We start from the raw sequence: 19,030 nt of genomic DNA on the forward strand, positions 1-19,030 counted from the left end.
GGATTATCCCATCATTGTCTTTTTTACTTTGCTTCTTACATAAATCATCCCAGCAAATGTTAATAAAAATGCTGTCCCGATAATGAAGCTGATGCTAGGTGATGCTCCGATTGCGCCGACTGTAAAGGAGCCAGCAACAACTCCTAATGAGAAGAAGGCATAAAATAATCCGAATGCCTTTCCGCGATTATCGTCTGTAGTATTTTCAACGAGTAAAGCGTTAATAGAGGGGAAGAGGATTGCGAATCCAATACCATAAATCATCATTACGATAAAGAGCATACCTTTTGTAGCAAATAATCCGAGTAAAGATAATGCGAATGCCATAACTGCAATTCCGATTAGCATTAGTTTCGAACGATTAAATCGATCGTAAATACGATTTGTTGGAAGCAAGAAGAAGAGGATAGCAGTTATACCAAATACACTTAACATCATGCCTGTTGTGGATGCTTTAAGCGCTAATGCCTCAACTTTTACTGGTAACATATAAGTGACAATTCCTTGTGAAAACATTAATGTGAAAGCACCAATATATGCTTGTAATAACGGTTCTGATTTTAAAAGTTCAACCATATCTTCTTTGTTCATCATTTGCGTTCTTGATGTATCTTTTCTTGATACGTTATTTGGTAAGAAGAATAGAGATACGATCGTACCAAGAGCCATTAAAATAGAAATAGTAATGAAGACCCATTCTACGCCAGCTGTTGCTTTCATAATACCGCTGAAAGCCGGTCCTACGATTGCGGCTGTTCCAACAGCAGCACCAGATAGAGCCATTGCTTTTCCTTGTCTTTTTGCATTTGTTTGTTTTGATAAAAATGTAAAGGCAGCAGGAATTAAAAAGCCATCACTAAATCCATGCATAAAGCGAACAACTAATAGTTGTTCACCACTTTGAACAACGGTGTATAACAAGACTATGAAACTCGTAATTCCCATGCTTATATAAAGGATTTTTTTTGCACCAAATTTATCGACAGCTGCTCCAGCAATAATATTACCGATCATATTAGCGAATGAGTACATACCGACAACTAGCCCGATAATAAGAGGGGTTCCTCCAAGGCTTTGAGCGAAAGTACTCATAATAGGTAATTGTGAAAATGTATCTAAAAAAGCCACGATAACGATAAAGTAAATAAAATGTTTCAAGCGATATTCACCTCTCCTATGCTATTATGGCACAATGCTAATTTCACCTGCAATGAAATTGAATTAACAGATGTGGAAAAAAGTACAAAGTGACAAAATATTGAACGTTATTTGTAAAAAATTAGTAGAGATGCGATTGTTTTTTTTGAAATATATGGATAGAAGTATTATAATAGAATTGTAAACTTCACCAGGTTAAGTATATACATAGAGAGGGATGTATAAAATGAAAGCACTACTTTGGCATAATCAACGTGATGTACGAGTAGAAGAAGTACCAGAACCAACAGTAAAACCAGGAACAGTGAAAATCAAAGTTAAATGGTGTGGTATTTGTGGGACAGACTTGCATGAATATTTAGCAGGGCCTATTTTTATTCCAACAGAAGAACATCCATTAACACATGTGAAAGCACCTGTTATTTTAGGTCATGAGTTTAGTGGTGAGGTAATAGAGATTGGTGAAGGAGTTACATCTCATAAAGTGGGAGACCGCGTTGTTGTAGAACCAATTTATTCTTGTGGTAAATGTGAAGCTTGTAAACATGGACATTACAATGTTTGTGAACAACTTGTTTTCCACGGTCTTGGCGGAGAAGGCGGCGGTTTCTCTGAATATACAGTAGTACCAGAAGATATGGTTCATCACATTCCAGATGAAATGACGTATGAACAAGGTGCGCTTGTAGAACCAGCAGCAGTAGCAGTTCATGCAGTACGTCAAAGTAAATTAAAAGAAGGGGAAGCTGTAGCAGTATTTGGTTGCGGTCCAATTGGACTTCTTGTTATCCAAGCAGCTAAAGCAGCAGGAGCAACTCCTGTTATTGCAGTTGAACTTTCTAAAGAACGTCAAGAGTTAGCGAAATTAGCAGGTGCGGATTATGTATTAAATCCAGCAACTCAAGATGTGTTAGCTGAAATTCGTAACTTAACAAATGGTTTAGGTGTAAATGTTAGCTTTGAAGTAACAGGTGTTGAAGTTGTACTACGTCAAGCGATTGAAAGTACAAGCTTCGAAGGACAAACTGTAATTGTTAGTGTATGGGAAAAAGACGCAACAATTACTCCAAATAACTTAGTATTAAAAGAAAAAGAAGTTATTGGTATTTTAGGATACCGTCACATCTTCCCAGCTGTTATTAAATTAATTAGCTCTGGTCAAATTCAAGCAGAGAAATTAATTACGAAAAAAATTACAGTCGATCAAGTTGTTGAAGAAGGATTTGAAGCACTTGTAAAAGATAAAACACAAGTGAAAATTCTTGTTTCACCTAAATAAGATAGAATCGAATAGAGTAGCCCTTTTCTAGAAATAGAAGAGGGCTACTTTTTTTCTATACTGAAAGGTGATAGACTTTCCTTTGACTAAATGTATTTTTGTTTGGAAGGGAGAATCTAATGCTTTCATTTTTGTTAACTTTAAAGCGAATGTTAAGAGCCTGTTTACGAGCGTGGAAAGATAAAGAATTTCAAGTATTATTCGTATTAACAATTTTGACTTTAATATCGGGTACGATTTTTTATAGTACAGTTGAAGAATTACGTCCTATTGACGCTTTATATTTTAGTGTGGTCACGTTGACGACTGTCGGTGATGGGAATTTTAGTCCGCAAACTGATTTCGGAAAGATATTTACAATCTTATACATATTTATTGGGATTGGATTAGTGTTTGGATTTATTCATAAGTTAGCAGTTAATGTACAATTGCCAAGTATATTATCGAATAGAAAAAAAGAGTAAAGCATTCAGATGCTTTACTCTTTTTTTACATTAGTTTAGACAAGCCTTAATAATAGTTTATTAAAATGAAAGTGTATTCATTCATTATATTCACTGTGTATAAAGTTATAATGATATGAACATTTGCATATTTTAATTTATTGATAGAAATTTCGTGAAAGGTGGGATATTCTAGTCATAGGTTAACCGGACGACATCATAGGATCCTAACAAAATGTTTACAATAATTCAATTATAAAATGGAGGATTTTATATGAAAAAGAAAGTACTTGCTTTAGCGGCAGCTATTACATTAGTTGCTCCATTACAAAGTGTTGCATTTGCTCATGAAAATGATGGGGGACAGAGATTTGGAGTTATTCCACGCTGGTCTGCTGAAGATAAACATAAAGAAGGCGTGAATTCTCATTTATGGATTGTAAACCGTGCAATTGATATTATGTCTCGTAATACAACACTTGTAAAACAAGATCGAGTTGCACTATTAAATGAATGGCGTACGGAGTTAGAGAACGGTATTTATGCTGCTGACTATGAAAATCCTTATTATGATAATAGCACATTTGCTTCACATTTCTATGACCCTGACAATGGGAAAACTTATATTCCGTATGCAAAGCAGGCAAAGGAAACTGGAGCTAAGTATTTTAAATTAGCTGGTGAGTCTTACAAAAATAAAGATATGAAACAAGCATTCTTCTATTTAGGATTATCTCTTCATTATCTAGGGGATGTAAACCAACCGATGCATGCAGCAAACTTTACGAACCTTTCGTATCCACAAGGGTTCCATTCTAAATATGAAAACTTTGTAGATACGATAAAAGATAACTATAAAGTAACGGATGGAAATGGATATTGGAACTGGAAAGGTACGAATCCAGAAGATTGGATTCATGGAGCGGCAGTAGTTGCGAAACAAGATTACGCTGGCATTGTAAATGATAATACGAAAGATTGGTTCGTGAGAGCTGCTGTATCACAAGAATATGCAGATAAATGGCGCGCTGAAGTTACACCAATGACAGGTAAGCGTTTAATGGATGCACAACGTGTTACTGCTGGATATATTCAGCTTTGGTTTGATACGTACGGAAATCGTTAAGTATTTAAAAAAGGTCAAATCTCAGAATAGAGTATTTGGCCTTTTTATCACTATACAATACATGGAGGTATGAAACGTGAAAGGTAAATTGCTAAAAGGTGTACTTAGCTTAGGTGTTGGTCTAGGAGCTTTATATAGCGGAACGTCAGCTCAAGCAGAAGCGTCTACAAATCAAAACGATACATTAAAAGTGATGACGCATAATGTATATATGCTATCAACAAACTTATATCCGAACTGGGGACAAACTGAGCGTGCTGATTTAATCGGGGCGGCAGATTATATAAAGAATCAAGACGTAGTTATATTAAATGAAGTGTTTGATAATAGCGCATCAGATCGTTTATTAGGGAATTTGAAGAAAGAATATCCAAATCAAACAGCAGTATTAGGTCGTAGTAGTGGAAGTGAATGGGATAAAACGTTAGGAAACTATTCATCTTCAACTCCTGAAGATGGTGGCGTTGCGATTGTGAGCAAATGGCCAATCGCTGAAAAGATTCAATATGTATTTGCAAAAGGATGCGGGCCAGATAATTTATCGAATAAAGGATTTGTATACACGAAAATTAAGAAAAATGATCGCTTTGTTCATGTAATTGGTACGCATTTGCAAGCGGAAGATAGTATGTGCGGAAAAACTTCACCTGCATCTGTACGTACAGACCAATTAAAAGAAATTCAAGACTTTATTAAAAATAAAAATATACCAAATAATGAGTATGTATTAATTGGTGGTGATATGAACGTAAATAAAATAAATGCAGAGAACAAGAATGACTCAGAGTATGCATCTATGTTTAAAACATTGAACGCTTCTGTACCATCTTATACTGGACATACAGCGACTTGGGACGCAACGACAAACAGTATTGCAAAATATAATTTCCCTGATAGTCCTGCTGAGTATTTAGATTATATTATTGCAAGTAAAGACCATGCGAACCCATCGTATATAGAGAATAAGGTGTTACAGCCGCAATCTCCACAATGGACTGTTACATCATGGTTCCAAAAATATACGTATAATGATTACTCTGATCATTATCCAGTAGAGGCGACTATTTCTATGAAGTAGTTTCAAAAAGTTTCTTCGTAAAGAAGAAACTTTTTTTATTTGCAAACAGGAAAATCACACTTTCTTTCCAATATGTATAAGACATATTGAGAAGAGGAGAGAAAAATGTGGATCGAGGAATTTTTAAAGAAGTTCCATTACCGTGTGCATTTTTGGATGAAGTGGCTTTAGATAGAAATATTCAATCGATTATAGAGTTAAGTGGAAATAAAAAGATTCGTATAGCGAGTAAATCGTTACGCTCTGTTCCGATTATGCAAAAGATACTAGCTGCAAATGATCGATTTCAAGGTATTATGTGCTTTTCACCTAGAGAGATTTTATTTTTAATAGAACAAGGATTTAATGATTTATTGCTTGGATATCCTGCTTACGATGAAAGAGCTCTGTATGAAATTAGTTTGTTAACAAAGAAAGGTTTCATTATAACTTGTATGGTGGATTGTGAAGAGCATATTGTGTATTTAGAAAACATTGCTGAGCAATCTAAAGGATGTTTTCGTGTTTGTTTGGATATTGATATGAGTAGTCGCTTCTTTCAATTTCATTTTGGTGTAAAAAGGTCCCCAGTAAAAAATGTGCAAGATGCGTTGAAAGTAGTAGAAAAGGTGAGAAGGTCATCATATTTAATGTTAGATGGTGTAATGGGATATGAAGCTCAAATTGCCGGGGTGGGCGATTATATACCGAATCAATGGTTGAAAAGTAAAGTGATTTCGTATTTAAAGCAGAAATCAGTGCTAGAAGTTAAAGAAAGAAGAGAACATATTGTAAAAGCAATACAAAACATTGGTATTGAGCTAAGGTTTGTAAATGGAGGCGGAACAGGAAGCATAAAAACAACCGAGAAAGATAATTCAGTTTCAGAGATTACAATAGGTTCTGCTTTTTATTCTCCGAAGCTGTTTGATTATTATAAAGAGGTGAAATTTCATCCAGCGGTTGGATTTGCCTTACCAGTTGTGCGTAAACCAGTCCCGTTTATTTACACTTGCCTAGGTGGTGGATATATTGCTTCAGGAGCAGTTGGAAAAGATAAAGAGCCTGAAGTTTGGAGACCGAAGGGTGCAAAATTATTAGCTTTAGAAGGTGCTGGCGAGGTACAAACGCCAATTTTTTATAACGGCGAGGAACGAGTGGATATAGGAGAGACCATTTTGTTTCGTCATAGTAAGGCTGGTGAATTATGTGAACGCTTTCCTTTTTTGTATCGTGTTAAAAAAGGAGAGATTGTCGGGGAGTATTCAACATATCGGGGGGATGGCCAATGCTTTCTATAAAGGGACAAAAGTGGAGAAATTGGACAGGGAATGTAGAAGGAACGCCGCATTATACGATGTATCCAGAAAGTATACAAGATGTAGTAGAAGTTGTGGGGCTTGCGCGAAAAAAGGGAAAGAAAATTCGTGTTGTCGGTTCAGGACACTCGTTTACCCCCCTTGTGCAAACGGAAGAAGTTTTAGTTTCTTTAGATGAATTGAAGGGTATTGTGAATATTGATGCAGAGAAGATGGTTGCTGAAGTATGGGCAGGAACAAAGTTATATGATGTAGGGAAGTTACTTGAGGAAAAAGGTTATGCGCAAGAAAATTTAGGGGATATTGATTCGCAATCTATTGCAGGAGCGATTAGTACGGGGACTCATGGAACGGGTATTACCTTTGGGAGTTTATCAACACAAGTTATAGAGATTACGGCAGTTCTATCTAATGGTGAGAGTATAGTTTGTTCGGAAGCTGAGAACGTAGAATATTGGAGAGCGTTTCAGTTGTCACTTGGAATGTTAGGTATCATTGTAAAGATAAAATTGAAGGTTATTCCAGCGTATTCACTCGTTTATGAAAGTGAAAAACAGTCATTATCTACTGTAATGAACAAACTAGAAGAATATAAGAAGCATCGTCAGTTTGAATTTTTCGTTTTTCCTTATTCTGATGAAGTACAAGTGAAACTTACGAACGAAACAACGAATAAAGGCAGTGATTTGAAATGGCATAAACTAAAGGTAGAGTTACTTGAAAATAGGATGTTCTCTTTACTATCTAAAGGATGTAAATGGTTTCCTTCTATAAGTAAAGGAGTGAGTCGATTATCAGCTAAAGCTGTACCAAACACAAAAATAATTGGCCCGAGCTATGAAGTATTTGCTACATCACGTACGGTGCCATTTTATGAAATGGAGTATAGCATTCCTTCAAAGTATATGAGGACGGTTGTAGAAGAAATCTCAAATCTTATTGAAAAGAAAAAGTATAAGGTGCACTTCCCGATCGAATGCCGCTATGTGAAAGGGGATGATATATGGCTTAGTCCGGCCTATGGAAGAGATTCAGCATATATCGCTGTTCATATGTATAAAGGTATGAAATATGCTGCTTACTTTGGCGAAGTGGAAAAGATTTTTCTGAAGTATGAAGGGCGTCCACATTGGGGGAAAATGCATACATTATCGTATGAGCAATTACAATATATATATCCAGAGTTTCATTCGTTTTTACAGGTGAGGAAATCTCTAGATGAACTTGGAATGTTTTTTAATCCTTATGCGGAGAAGTTATTTATCCCGCTATTTGTCAGGCAGTAAGACCCCTACGTCAAAATTCAGTGGAAGCAAAGAAGTTAGGTGAGGGCTAATTAAAGTTTCACATTATGTATATGAAAAAGCTGACAAATAATTATTTGTCAGCTTTTTTTAGTGTAATTGCATTTCTTGTATGACTAATATGTTCATAAAATAGTAGTTTATCACGGCTAAATACATGTAGTAAAACATGAATAATAAATAGGCCGTTAATGATGAATAGGAATAATAATGTAACGAGTAATACTAAAGGCTCTGTGTGATTTAAAATAGAGCTACTAGAAAGAATATAATTGATTCCACCTAACGCAAAATAAAATATACCGTAGCGAATAAATAGTTCTTTTAATGTAATACGATTTGATTTTCCTTTCACGTGAATGCGAAGCAATGCTTTCCCAATTGTTTTTCCGTTAGTAAAGTATGGAATAATAATAAAGTAAATAAGGATTGAACACGTAATGAAAATGAGTTCATACATATTGGTGTAAGATTGCATATTAGAAACGAAGAAAGAATTTCCTTTGTTTTTAACGACAGGTACGACGATAGATAAGAAAATCCAATCAATTTGCATCGCGATAAGGCGACGAATGAATCCGACTGGTTTCGTTTCCAAATCAATATGACTATCTAACTCGTTTGTCTTCGGAAGGAAGTACGTAAATATTGGTGCAATGATAAAACCAATTACGCCACCTAATGTATTTAAAAACAAATCATCGATATCAAATAATCGGTATGCACAATTGTATATACCGTATAATCCAGTCACTTGTGTTAGCTCGAAAAATAGTGAAAGGAAAAAGGAAATGCAAATTGTTTGTAAGAAACTACGTCGGAAATAATAACGTAAGTAAATACCGAATGGAACAGTTAATAGAACGTTAAAGGCAACTTGTAAAAACGCAGACTCTTTTAATAAGTAGAAATAAGTAGCTGGTTTCGTTAAAACTGCCGATGTATGACTACTAATCTCTTGTATGAAATAAAATGGTGCGAGTTGCATGTGTTGTGTATTAGCCGGTTGTAGGCTACAAGTATCAAACGTTTGTGGCAACGGCAAAATAACAAGAAAATAGGCATTTAATAAGTAAAGTAATAATGAGTATAAAATAAATGAGCGCCATTTATTTAAATAACCGTATTTTCGATAATTAAATATTAAAAAAGGGATTAAAAGAAACATTGCTAAAAAAGGAAATAAAATAAATGCTGTTTTCACTGGAAATAAATATGCAGTCAAAGTAAAACTCCTTTCAATAAAAATTCGTTTATCATTATAGCGCTAAAAATATTTAAATACAAAGTTAAAACCTTTCGAAATAGAAAAAATTACTAATTTGATAGGGATTAAGTTATAATAAATTAATATAAGGATATTGTGATTATATAAGTTGAGAGAGGGTACAAGAGATGCGATATGAACTTTTTTCTGTAAGTGGGGATCATATTACGACTTTTGAAAGTGCATGGCGTTTTCAGGAGGGAGAACAGATTTTTGTTCATGATGATCAAACAAAACGAAACTTTATTATTATTCGGCTGACGCATGATGTATTTCAACAAAATAAACATGTTATTCGTTTGTATTGTCAAGAGAAGAAAGTGTATGCATAAGAGAAGCCCTCTTACAGTATGAAAAGTAAGAGGGTCCTTATCTCGTTATTTGTGAATAGCCCAATTGATGAGGGTGATTAAAGTTTCACTTTATCATTTTGCCCCTCGTAAGGAATAAAAAGAGAAGGATTAATGCACATAGGTAGCATTTGATTTGGAAGAAAGGATATAGCCTTGTATTTTGTGCTTCAAAGTTTCATTGCCTTCTTTTTGAGAAAGCCATGTATGGTAATCTTGTTGTGTTTTCCATAACATACGAATCATATACTCTGCCTTATCATTTGTACGATGAACAGGTGAAAACTCTATGTTAATACAACCGTTCGTTCCGGGGGAAGGATAATATTGTTTAAGCCCATAAAGTAGCTCATTTTCATATTCGTACTTAATGTGAATGAGTTTAGTAACTATAAACATATAAACACCTCTTTTACGATAATAGTAGGAAAGATAGAATTACTGTAATAGTGAACTTGATAAATATTATACTATTCTGAAAATTGTAAGTAAATAATAGGTTTTAACTTAATAAAGGTATAAAAAAGCGAGTCATTCTATTACACTAGATGACTCGCTTTTAATTTGTAAGTTTTACTTTATAAGAAAATAAGAGTAAGTACACCTACGATAATACAATAGAAAGAGAAATATTTTAAATTTCCTTTTGCCATAATGTTCATAAACCATTTTAGTGAAATATACGTCATGATAAATGTTGCGATGAATGCAACGACATATGGTACGAATAATGTGTCTAGATTTGGGTCATTTGCAATGTCTGTAATGCTTAACAATAAGCCACCTAAGCTAACAGGAATGTATAGTAAGAATGAGAAGCGAAGAGCTGTTTCTTGCTTCATACCAAGTAACATTGCTGCTACGATTGTGGCACCAGATCGGCTTATTCCGGGAATCAGTGCACAAGCTTGTGCTAATCCGACGATGATTGCATCTTTCATAGAAAGGTCGCCATCATTTTTACGACCGCGTAAATTTCTAATAATCCAAAGGCCGACAGCAGTAATAAGAAGGGAAACCCCAACCATCTTCACACCTTTTAAGTACTGATCGATGTAATCTTTAAATAAAACACCAATAACACCTGCTGGAATGGTTGCAATAACAAGATAAATAATAAAGAAGAAATCTGATTTTGCGTCTTCTGCTCTTGTAAATATATAAGAGAGACCATTCTTCGTTAGACGAATTAAATCATTTCTATAAATAAGTAATACAGCTAATAATGAAGCTGAATTAACAAGTAGTTCGAAGCTAAACCCTTCTATTTTTAGTCCTAGCAAATGTTGTGCTAAAACGAGATGACCACTTGAAGAAATCGGAATTGGTTCTGTTAGTCCTTGGAACAGACCGAGAATTAAATATTTTAAAACGTAGTAAAATTGTTCCATAATAACCTCCTTGTTTATTAGTTGAAAGAAACAACTTTTCCATTATAACAAAGATATGGATGAATATTGAAAAGAAATAAATATTCAAAATAAAATAAAAATCCCTTATAGCAGTATAAGGGATTCTTAATTTTAATTAAGAAGTCACTGTTCCTTGAAGACTTTTAGATAATTGAACATCGACTTTTTCAGCATCATGAATATGATTCATAATAGTAGTATTTAATTTTTGGAACATTTGTTGTGTGTTAGCGAATTCTCGTAATATGTCATCATTACAAGACTTTTGGTTTTCGATAGCCTTAATAACATTTGTAGCACCATTTTGTAACGTTTGAATCATAACTAAAATATTTTCAATTCTAGCATTTGTATCGGCGCTCATTTCTACACCTTCATCGACTAAATGTAGATTATCTTTTGTGTTATCATATGCTTTTTCAATTTCTTCTTGTATTTTTTTCGTTAAGTTGCCGATGTTTTTTGTACTTTCTGCTGTACTTTCCGCTAGTTTTCTTACTTCATTGGCAACGACGGCGAATCCTTTACCGTGCTCTCCAGCACGCGCGGCTTCAATACTCGCATTTAAAGCAAGTAAATTTGTTTGTGCTGCAATGTTTTGAATGACTTCTACAATTTGCTCGATTTCCTTTGAGCGTTCGCTTAGATGATTCATACTATTAGACGTGCGTTGAGATTGTTCACCTAATTTATTAATTACAATAAGTAAGCGGTGAACGGATTCTTTTCCTTCATTAGAGCAGTCAATAATTTCTGCAATAGACTGAATTAAGCTTTGTTCCTTTTGTAACATTTCATTATTTAACTCATTGGAATGTGTCGTACGTGTTGAAACATTTTCGAAACATGAACTTAATTGTTGAACTAAATTTTGAAGTGTATTATGTTGGTTATTTACAAGTTGATGCTCTTGGATAACGCTTTGTACACGATCGTGGATAGTAGAAATAGTCTCTTGCTTTTCGATATCTTTTTGTTTTAATTCTGCTTCTAATTCTTGTATACGCTCTTCTAATTGAGAAATTGTATGTTGGAGTGATTTTTTTTGAGTAAACATGTATTTATTTCAACCGCCTTCGAAAGTTATATTTTCTCTATATTTGGATTTTAGCATCTTTTGTGTTTTTTAAATATAGGAATTGTTAAATATTTAAGAATCTATTACATTTTATTCATAATTCTCTTTTTTTTGTCACGAAAAATAAACTGTATTTAATCGTTTTGTAAACAAACTGTAAAATAAATCATGTATAACTGTATAAGAAGGGAGTCGGATTATGAACTATTTTAAGCGAATCAGCTGTCTAGTATTAGCAGGAATTATCGGTCTTTCTAGTACAGTCGCTGTTAAAGCAGAGTCAAACGACGAGAAACTTAACAACATGCAACAGCAATTGCAACAAAACGATGCAGAAATGCAAAAGAAAGAGCAAGAGAAGCAAGCTGTTAGTAAAGAAATTAAAGGTATCGAAAACGAACTACATAATTTAAATAATACAATTGCAAAAAATAAAGAGGATCAAGCTGCTATTCAACGTAAAATCGATGAAACACATAAGCAGATTGAGCAAAAAAAGCAAGAAATTGTCGTTTTGGAGGATAAAGTCCTTGCTCGTAAAGATATTATGAGAAAACGTATGGTTTCTGTTCAAAACAGTTCAAATACAAGTTTAGTAGTAGAAGTTGTAGTAGAGTCAAAAAACTTTGCAGACTTCTTACAACGTATGAACGCAGTTTCTACTATTCTAGAAGCTGATAAAGAAATTTTACGTCTACAAGAACAAGATCTTCGTCAAATTGAAGAAGATAAGAAAACAATTGACGAAAAAGAAGCATCTTTAGTAGTAGACAAACAAAAATTAGCAAAAGCGCAAGCTGAACTGCAAGATAACTTGAAAAAGCGTCAAGATAACTTACAAACAGTTCAAGCTAAATATAATGAAGTTGCAAGTCAACTTAATTTAGCAGCGGAAGAAAAAGCTAAAATTGAATCAAATATGAAGACAGTACAAGAAACGATTGCTCGTGAGCAAGAAGCAGCAAGAATCGCAGCGGAAGAGCGTGCAAAAGCAGAAGCGGCTGCAAAAGCAGAGCAAGAAGCTTTAGCGAAAGCACAAGCAGAAATTGCTGAAAAGCAAAAGCAGGAAAAAGCTAGTAAACCAGCTGAACCAGTTGCTAATAATAATTCGAAGGTAGAACCTGCAAAACCTGAACCATCTTCTAAGCCAACTGCTGGTGGGAAAGAAATTTATGTAGAAGCTACAGCTTATACAGCTGATCCAGGGGAAAATGGTTATGCACCAGGTCAACAAGTATTTTCTGCATGGGGACCAGGTGGTAAAGGTTATAATCTAACTGCAAACCCAGGAATGAAATTAATTGCTGTAGATCCAAATGTTATTCCATTAGGTAAGACTGTAAATGTTGAAGGTTATGGAGTAGCAATTGCAGCCGATACTGGTGGGGCTATTAAAGGGCATAGAATTGATGTTTTAATGCCAGATAAAGGTTCATCAAGTAGCTGGGGCAGAAGAACAGTTAAAGTTACAATTTTAAACTAACAAGTAATCCAACTTTACAATACGTAGAGTTGGATTTTTTTATAATAATAATGTTAAGTTGAGTTTACATTTTGTTAAGAATAGCATACAATAATGGTGAGAGGTGGTAAATTTGACCATTTTAAACAGAGTAAAAGAATTAAGAGCTCGTTTTAACTTTACGCAAAGCGTATTAGCAGAAAAGGTTGGAGTAACGAGACAAACAATTGCAGCAATTGAAAAAGGGGATTACGTTCCTTCGTTGTTATTAGCACTTACGATTTGTGATGTGTTCCAGTTAAAGATGGAAGATGTGTTTGTTTTAAATAAGGAGGGAGAAGAGGATGAATAGAATTGTTTTTTCTTATATTATAAATGTACTCTATACTGCACTAGCATGTTGGACATTTGTTGAATTTTATAGTGTTATTACAGAGTTAGCAGATATGATTAAAAATGAGAAATTCCCGTTTGAAGTATGGTTTAATGGAGTACCATTCATTTTATTATTTATCGGAGCAATTATAGTTACAATTTTTTATCGAATTCAAAAGAAAAAATATAAGAATTTATCTTTTTTGATGTATCCATTATTATTTCCACTAGAAGATGAACGTGAAAAAGCGATTACGGATAAAGCTTGTAGAACAACATTTGTATCGTTATGGTTTGTCTTACCTTGTGCAGTTGGATTTTTAACTTTTTCACCTATTATTAATGAATATCTTCCTGGATACCCATTATATATTCTATTTTCTATTTTCTTTATTCAAATGACAGTATTTCACGTATCACTATACAGAAATAAATTAGCTTAAAAAGAAACCTTCTTGCACCGGCAAGAAGGTTTCTTTTCAGCTAATACTTGTACATATAGCGATATTATTTTATCATTTTATATAGAGTAAGATTTTGTAAGGGAAAGGAACTGTGTATGAATAAGCAAAGAATTTATAGTATAGTAGCAATTTTGCTATTTGTTGTAGGTGGCGTGTTAATTGGAAAGCCATTTTATGATGGATATCAGGCTGAAAAGAAACAGACTGAAAATGTGCAGGCTGTTCAAAAGATGGATTATGAAAAGCATGAGACGGAATTTGTAGATGCTTCCAAAATTAATCAACCAGACTTGGCGGAAGTAGCGAATGCATCATTAGATAAGAAACAAGTAATTGGTCGTATTTCGATTCCAAGTGTTTCAGTAGAACTGCCTGTTTTAAAAGCTTCTACTGAAAAAAACTTATTATCAGGTGCAGCGACAGTAAAAGAGAATCAAGTTATGGGAAAAGGAAATTACGCATTAGCAGGACATAATATGTCTAAAAAAGGTGTTTTATTTAGTGATATAGCTTCTTTGAAAAAAGGCGATAAAATTTATTTGTATGACAATGAAAATGAATATGAGTATGCGGTTACTGGTGTATCTGAAGTGACTCCTGATAAGTGGGAAGTTGTAGAGGATCATGGGAAAGATGAGATAACGCTTATTACATGTGTATCTGTAAAGGATAATTCTAAGCGTTATGTTGTTGCTGGTGATTTAGTAGGAACGAAGGCGAAGAAGTAAAAAAGAAGGGGAACTCTTTAAAGAGTTCCCCTTCTTTTTTACTAATGTTGAGAAATAATAGAATATTTCGGTTTGTATTTAATTATTCTTCTATTTATGTATAATAAATTTAGAATTCTATATTTTGGGAGGAACAAGAGTGAGACAACAGGTGAAGAAACTTCTTTTAACAACGAGTATAGCGTTATTGATAGCTCCAATTTCAGCTTATGCGCATCCAGGGCGTACAGATGCTAATGGCGGACATACGTGTCGTACAAATTGTGAGAAGTGGGGATTACAGTATGGGGAATATCATTATCACAATAAACCAGCTTCTAGTAGTGGCGTAACGAGCCCAGCTCCTAGTCAGAATAATAATAGTGCTGTAGAAACTGAGAGACAAGCAGAAGCACAGCGCAATACTGAGGCTGAAAAACAACGTAATGCAGAAGCACAGCGTAAAGCTGAAGAGGAGAGACAACGTGTAGCCGAGGAACAAAGAAAAGCTGAAGAGGCACGTAAGCAAGAGGAAGCGCAGCGCCAAGCTGATATGGAAAAAGGTCAACTTGAAGGTCAAAAGAATGGAGAAACTGATTTTAAAGCAGGAAAAAATGATGCAGAAGTGCATGTAGCTGGAAAATCTGATGCATATAAACAAGCGTTTAAAGCGACTTATGCAGCCGCATGGTCTTTAGAAGAGCAGAAGAAAACGCATTTTGAAAAAGGAAAAGAACAAGGTTTAGCACAAGAGACGATGGACGATAGTCAAGTTGCTCCAGAGTTTAAGGTAAACTTTGCAGACGGGTTCAAAGTAGGGAATAAAGAAAGAACAGAAAAAATTGAAAAAGAGCAAGCTGAATTAGGGGAAAAGACAGGGAAAGAACTAGCTGAAAAGAATCCTGAAAATAGAGAGAAAGAAGTATACGTGAAGGCATATGAAACAGCGTATGAAAAAGGCTATAAGTCTACAAAAAAGGCAGTAGAAAAGGCTGGCTATAAGTATGCATTTGAAAACTATGATTTAAAAGTTCCTGCTAAGTATGAACGAAATGAATTGTTAAAGAAGTGGTTTACTGAAGGATTTAAATCGAATAAAAAAGCAGCGGAAATTCGAGAAGAAGGGTATAAAAAAGGAGACAGCTGGTTCTCATTCTTCTATAAGAGTTTCGTACCAAGTGAATATAAAGAACATAAAGAGCTGTACGAACAAGCAATAGAAAAAGGTAAAACAGCATAAAAAAGATGAGGAGAAATTCCTCATCTTTTTTAATCCATCCATTTCACTAATTTCTTAGAAATTAATAATAAAACACAGCCTAATACAATTGCCACAGCGCCAATAACTGTGAATACTTCAGCGTATCCAAGTGAAGTTGTGAAGCTTGCAAGTTGTCCGCCTAAAATGTTGGCGATACCTGAACTTGCTAGCCATACACCCATTAATAAAGATGCTAATTTTACCGGAGCAAGCGCACTAACCATTGATAGTCCGACAGGTGATAAGAATAGCTCACCTAACGTATGGAAAAGATACGTAAAGACGATAAACAGTAAGTTTGCTTTTTCTGTAATGTTATGTTCATCACTACCTGTTTTTAATGTAGCGATAACGAGAATGATATAACCGATACCGAGCAAGATCATACCAAGTCCCATTTTAGTTGGGATTTTTAAATCACCGCGCTTGCGAGTTGCAAGTTTTGCCCATAATGCAGAAATGACTGGAGCAAGTAAAATAATAAATAATGGATTGACCGATTGGAACCAAGATGTTGGAACTTCCCATCCGAACACAGAGCGGTCTACAAATTTGTTTGTATATAATGTTAATGAGCTACCAGCTTGTTCAAAGCCAGCCCAGAAGAAGACAACGAAGCATGTTAAAATGACGATAACTGCGGTACGTTGTTTTTCTTTTTTTGTTAACGGTGTATCTCCTACTGATGGTTGTCCATCTGTTGTTTGCAAATCACGAGTTGGTTTTTTACCGATATTACCAAGGAAGCGATTTGATAATGTTGTAAATAAAATTTGTCCAATGATCATTCCGATTGAAGCGGCTAAGAAACCGTAACGGAATCCAAAGTGAACAACGCCATCCACTGTTGTTTTGAATAAATTTTCTGATAAAAATCCGCAAACGAGTGGAGCTAAAAATGAACCGACGTTAATACCCATATAGAAAATCGTAAATGCACTATCACGTTTTGGATCGTTCTCTTCGTATAATTCCCCAACCAGTGTAGAGATGTTCGGTTTGAAGAATCCGTTACCTATAATAATAAGCGCTAATCCGAGGTATAGGCCGACTTGGTTTTGCATGGCAAATAGTGTAAGGTTACCGATTGCCATTGTTATACCACCAATTGTGATCGCTTTTCGTCTACCTAGGAACCGGTCTGTTAAGTATCCACCAATCATTGGTGTGAAATAACAGGCTCCAGTATAAAATCCGTAAATAGAGAGTGCCCATGCGGGACTAAACCCAAGACCACCGCTTACTAAAGCTGTCGTTAAATATAATGTTAATAATCCTCGTAATCCATAGTAACTAAATCTTTCCCACATTTCTGTAAAGAAGAGTAAGTATAAACCTGGAGGATGTTTCTTTTTTCTTTGTTGTTCTCTTTCTAGTTGTATCGCTGATTCCATGTTATTTTCCTCCTGACACAAACAAAAACAAAGTTAATAATTTTGTATATTTAATATTTTACTTTATTAACTATTATAAGTCAATAAAGGTTGATTTTTCAGAAGAAATTGGAAAAGAGGAATAGCTATAGAATGGGTGTTTCTTTTGTGATAGACTATGGACTATGTTTTCTTTGTAAGGAAGCGGGTTATTGTACTTTTTTTATATGTGAAATTGATTTCATAAAAGATGAAATTAAAGAAGGAGAAAGAAATGAAATTGTTACAGAAAAAAGAAATTTTACTTATTAGCCTTATGTTATTCTCTATGTTCTTTGGAGCAGGGAATCTTATATTTCCACCTTTCCTTGGGTATGAAGCAGGAGAACATGTTTGGATTTCATTAGTAGGGTTTATTATATCAGCAACAGGTCTTCCTATATTAGGTGTTATCTCTATTGCAAAAGCAGGAAGTTTTCAAACGTTAGCGGGTAGGGTTCATTCTTCATTTGCAATTATTTTTCCATGTATCGTGTATGTATTTATTGGACCTGGGCTTGGTATACCACGTGCGGGAAGTTTAGCTTTTGAAATGGGGCCAGGTCAGTTATTCCCTGAAGCAGGAAGCGGACTATTGTTGTTTTACACAGTTATTTTCTTTAGTATTGTTTACTGGTTAAGTTTATCTCCATCTAAATTAATGGGGTTGTTTGGAAAAGTATTGACGCCGTTATTATTATGTATGATTGCACTTATTTTTATAAAGAGTATGTTTACACCGGTAGGAGATATGAAAGAACCAATAGGGAACTATGGACAAGCTCCTATGTTTCAAGGGTTTTTAGATGGATATTTAACAATGGATGCGTTAGCTGCTTTAATCTTTGGAATTGTTATTGCAAATGCATTACGTGCAAAAGGTATTGAAGATGATAAAAGTTTAGCGAAATATATGAGTATTGCTGGCATTGTGGCAGGATTATTATTATCGATTATTTATGTCATCCTTGGATATGTGGGGGCAATTAGTGGCTCATTAGGAACATTCGATAACGGTGCGAAAGTGTTAGCGCAAGTTATGACTACATTATTTGGGGAGGGCGGAGTCGTTTTATTAGGTCTTATTTTTACTATCGCATGTTTATGTGTTTCAATTGGACTTGTTACGTCTTGTAGTCAATTTTTTGCGAGTGCATTTCCGAAAGTATCTTATAAAGTGTGGGCATTTATAGTAAGCGTTGTTAGTATGATCTTAGCTAATTTAGGATTAACGCAAATTTTAAAAGTATCAGTTCCAATTCTTGGATTTATTTATCCAATTGCATTAACTCTTATTATTCTAGGGTTATTCCATAAGTATATTGGAAAGTATGCATACGTATATGCAGTAACTGTTTTGGTTGTAGCGATATTTAGTGCAATTGACATTTTAAATAAAAATGTAATGATGAATCAGTGGACGTCAGCATTAAAATACATTCCGTTTTATACAGAAGGTGTTGGGTGGATTGTTCCAGCTATTGTAGGCATGTGTCTTGGTTTCATCGTTAGCATTGTTTTAAATAAGAATAACTGAGTAAAAAGGTGTTTTCCGA

General features: G+C 34.5%; 18 protein-coding genes and 1 pseudogene. 13 read left to right on the plus strand and 6 right to left on the minus strand.

All coding sequences use genetic code 11. The features are described 5' to 3' along the window. Nucleotides 1–3: 3 nt before the first annotated feature. The gene (locus tag MHB52_RS03470) at nucleotides 4–1,158 is read right to left on the minus strand and encodes an MFS transporter (protein ID WP_061664105.1); all 1,155 of its coding nucleotides are present in this window, start codon (nucleotides 1,156–1,158) and stop codon (nucleotides 4–6) included. Between the two features lie 226 nt (nucleotides 1,159–1,384). Here MHB52_RS03470 and bdhA point away from each other — a divergent pair, with 226 nt between their 5' ends. From bdhA to MHB52_RS03500, 6 genes are all read left to right on the plus strand, one after another. Further along, nucleotides 1,385–2,437 (plus strand): (R,R)-butanediol dehydrogenase, encoded by a 1,053-nt coding sequence (bdhA, locus tag MHB52_RS03475; protein ID WP_000645827.1) that lies wholly within the window; start codon nucleotides 1,385–1,387, stop codon nucleotides 2,435–2,437. Between the two features lie 119 nt (nucleotides 2,438–2,556). Next, complete coding sequence (locus MHB52_RS03480; protein ID WP_000948209.1) at nucleotides 2,557–2,901, plus strand: potassium channel family protein; 345 nt, start codon at nucleotides 2,557–2,559, stop codon at nucleotides 2,899–2,901. A 253-nt stretch (nucleotides 2,902–3,154) separates the two neighbouring features. Further along, entirely contained in the window at nucleotides 3,155–4,006 is an 852-nt protein-coding gene (gene cerA, locus MHB52_RS03485; protein ID WP_000730997.1) for a phospholipase CerA, read from the plus strand. 76 nt (nucleotides 4,007–4,082) lie between these two features. Then, complete coding sequence (sph, locus tag MHB52_RS03490; protein ID WP_000676797.1) at nucleotides 4,083–5,084, plus strand: sphingomyelinase C; 1,002 nt, start codon at nucleotides 4,083–4,085, stop codon at nucleotides 5,082–5,084. Between the two features lie 107 nt (nucleotides 5,085–5,191). After that, on the plus strand, nucleotides 5,192–6,364 hold the full coding sequence (locus MHB52_RS03495) for an amino acid deaminase/aldolase (RefSeq protein ID WP_061664106.1): 1,173 nt from the start codon (nucleotides 5,192–5,194) through the stop codon (nucleotides 6,362–6,364). After that, on the plus strand, nucleotides 6,352–7,668 hold the full coding sequence (locus tag MHB52_RS03500) for a D-arabinono-1,4-lactone oxidase (RefSeq protein ID WP_061664107.1): 1,317 nt from the start codon (nucleotides 6,352–6,354) through the stop codon (nucleotides 7,666–7,668). Before MHB52_RS03495 ends, MHB52_RS03500 begins: the two co-directional genes overlap by 13 nt. Before the next feature lie 91 nt (nucleotides 7,669–7,759). On the opposite strand, the gene MHB52_RS03505 is transcribed toward MHB52_RS03500, so the two are convergent. Beyond that, nucleotides 7,760–8,911 carry a VanZ family protein gene (locus MHB52_RS03505; protein WP_000128013.1) on the minus strand — a complete coding sequence of 384 codons (1,152 nt, stop codon included), beginning with the start codon at nucleotides 8,909–8,911 and terminating at the stop codon, nucleotides 7,760–7,762. A gap of 170 nt (nucleotides 8,912–9,081) precedes the next feature. Between MHB52_RS03505 and MHB52_RS03510 the strand changes: the two genes are divergently transcribed. Beyond that, a complete protein-coding gene (locus MHB52_RS03510; protein WP_001268332.1) occupies nucleotides 9,082–9,285 on the plus strand; it encodes a hypothetical protein in 204 nt (67 codons plus the stop codon). A 129-nt stretch (nucleotides 9,286–9,414) separates the two neighbouring features. Here the strand turns inward: MHB52_RS03510 and MHB52_RS03515 are convergent, their stop codons facing one another. The 3 genes and pseudogenes from MHB52_RS03515 to MHB52_RS36745 all read right to left on the minus strand — a co-directional run. Next, entirely contained in the window at nucleotides 9,415–9,702 is a 288-nt protein-coding gene (locus MHB52_RS03515) for a hypothetical protein (protein WP_000471239.1), read from the minus strand. Between the two features lie 179 nt (nucleotides 9,703–9,881). Further along, nucleotides 9,882–10,694, minus strand: a complete 813-nt coding sequence (locus MHB52_RS03520; RefSeq protein WP_000434796.1) for an undecaprenyl-diphosphate phosphatase — start codon at nucleotides 10,692–10,694, stop codon at nucleotides 9,882–9,884. Nucleotides 10,695–10,830: 136 nt separating this feature from the next. Further along, nucleotides 10,831–11,361 (minus strand): annotated as a pseudogene (locus MHB52_RS36745) (methyl-accepting chemotaxis protein); the annotation flags it as partial. A gap of 631 nt (nucleotides 11,362–11,992) precedes the next feature. On the opposite strand from MHB52_RS36745, the gene MHB52_RS03530 reads away from it, so the two are divergent. From MHB52_RS03530 to MHB52_RS03550, 5 genes are all read left to right on the plus strand, one after another. Continuing rightward, nucleotides 11,993–13,276, plus strand: a complete 1,284-nt coding sequence (locus MHB52_RS03530) for a 3D domain-containing protein (protein WP_001105787.1) — start codon at nucleotides 11,993–11,995, stop codon at nucleotides 13,274–13,276. Between the two features lie 112 nt (nucleotides 13,277–13,388). Then, nucleotides 13,389–13,607 carry a helix-turn-helix transcriptional regulator gene (locus tag MHB52_RS03535; RefSeq protein WP_000154019.1) on the plus strand — a complete coding sequence of 73 codons (219 nt, stop codon included), beginning with the start codon at nucleotides 13,389–13,391 and terminating at the stop codon, nucleotides 13,605–13,607. After that, nucleotides 13,600–14,073: a hypothetical protein gene (locus tag MHB52_RS03540; RefSeq protein ID WP_061664109.1), complete on the plus strand. Its 474-nt coding sequence runs from the start codon at nucleotides 13,600–13,602 to the stop codon at nucleotides 14,071–14,073. The genes MHB52_RS03535 and MHB52_RS03540 overlap by 8 nt, the downstream gene beginning before the upstream one ends. 116 nt (nucleotides 14,074–14,189) lie before the next feature. Beyond that, a complete protein-coding gene (locus MHB52_RS03545) occupies nucleotides 14,190–14,822 on the plus strand; it encodes a class A sortase (RefSeq protein WP_001041724.1) in 633 nt (210 codons plus the stop codon). Nucleotides 14,823–14,961: 139 nt separating this feature from the next. Further along, nucleotides 14,962–16,041, plus strand: a complete 1,080-nt coding sequence (locus tag MHB52_RS03550; RefSeq protein ID WP_061664110.1) for a YHYH domain-containing protein — start codon at nucleotides 14,962–14,964, stop codon at nucleotides 16,039–16,041. 29 nt (nucleotides 16,042–16,070) lie between these two features. On the opposite strand, the gene MHB52_RS03555 is transcribed toward MHB52_RS03550, so the two are convergent. Continuing rightward, a complete protein-coding gene (locus MHB52_RS03555; protein ID WP_061664111.1) occupies nucleotides 16,071–17,456 on the minus strand; it encodes a peptide MFS transporter in 1,386 nt (461 codons plus the stop codon). Between the two features lie 253 nt (nucleotides 17,457–17,709). Between MHB52_RS03555 and brnQ1 the strand changes: the two genes are divergently transcribed. Next, nucleotides 17,710–19,011, plus strand: a complete 1,302-nt coding sequence (gene brnQ1 / locus MHB52_RS03560) for a branched-chain amino acid transport system II carrier protein BrnQ1 (RefSeq protein WP_016117175.1) — start codon at nucleotides 17,710–17,712, stop codon at nucleotides 19,009–19,011. Nucleotides 19,012–19,030: the final 19 nt, after the last annotated feature.

The organism is Bacillus sp. FSL K6-0073, assembly GCF_038006085.1.
Taxonomy (GTDB): Bacteria; Bacillota; Bacilli; order Bacillales; family Bacillaceae_G; genus Bacillus_A; species Bacillus_A cereus.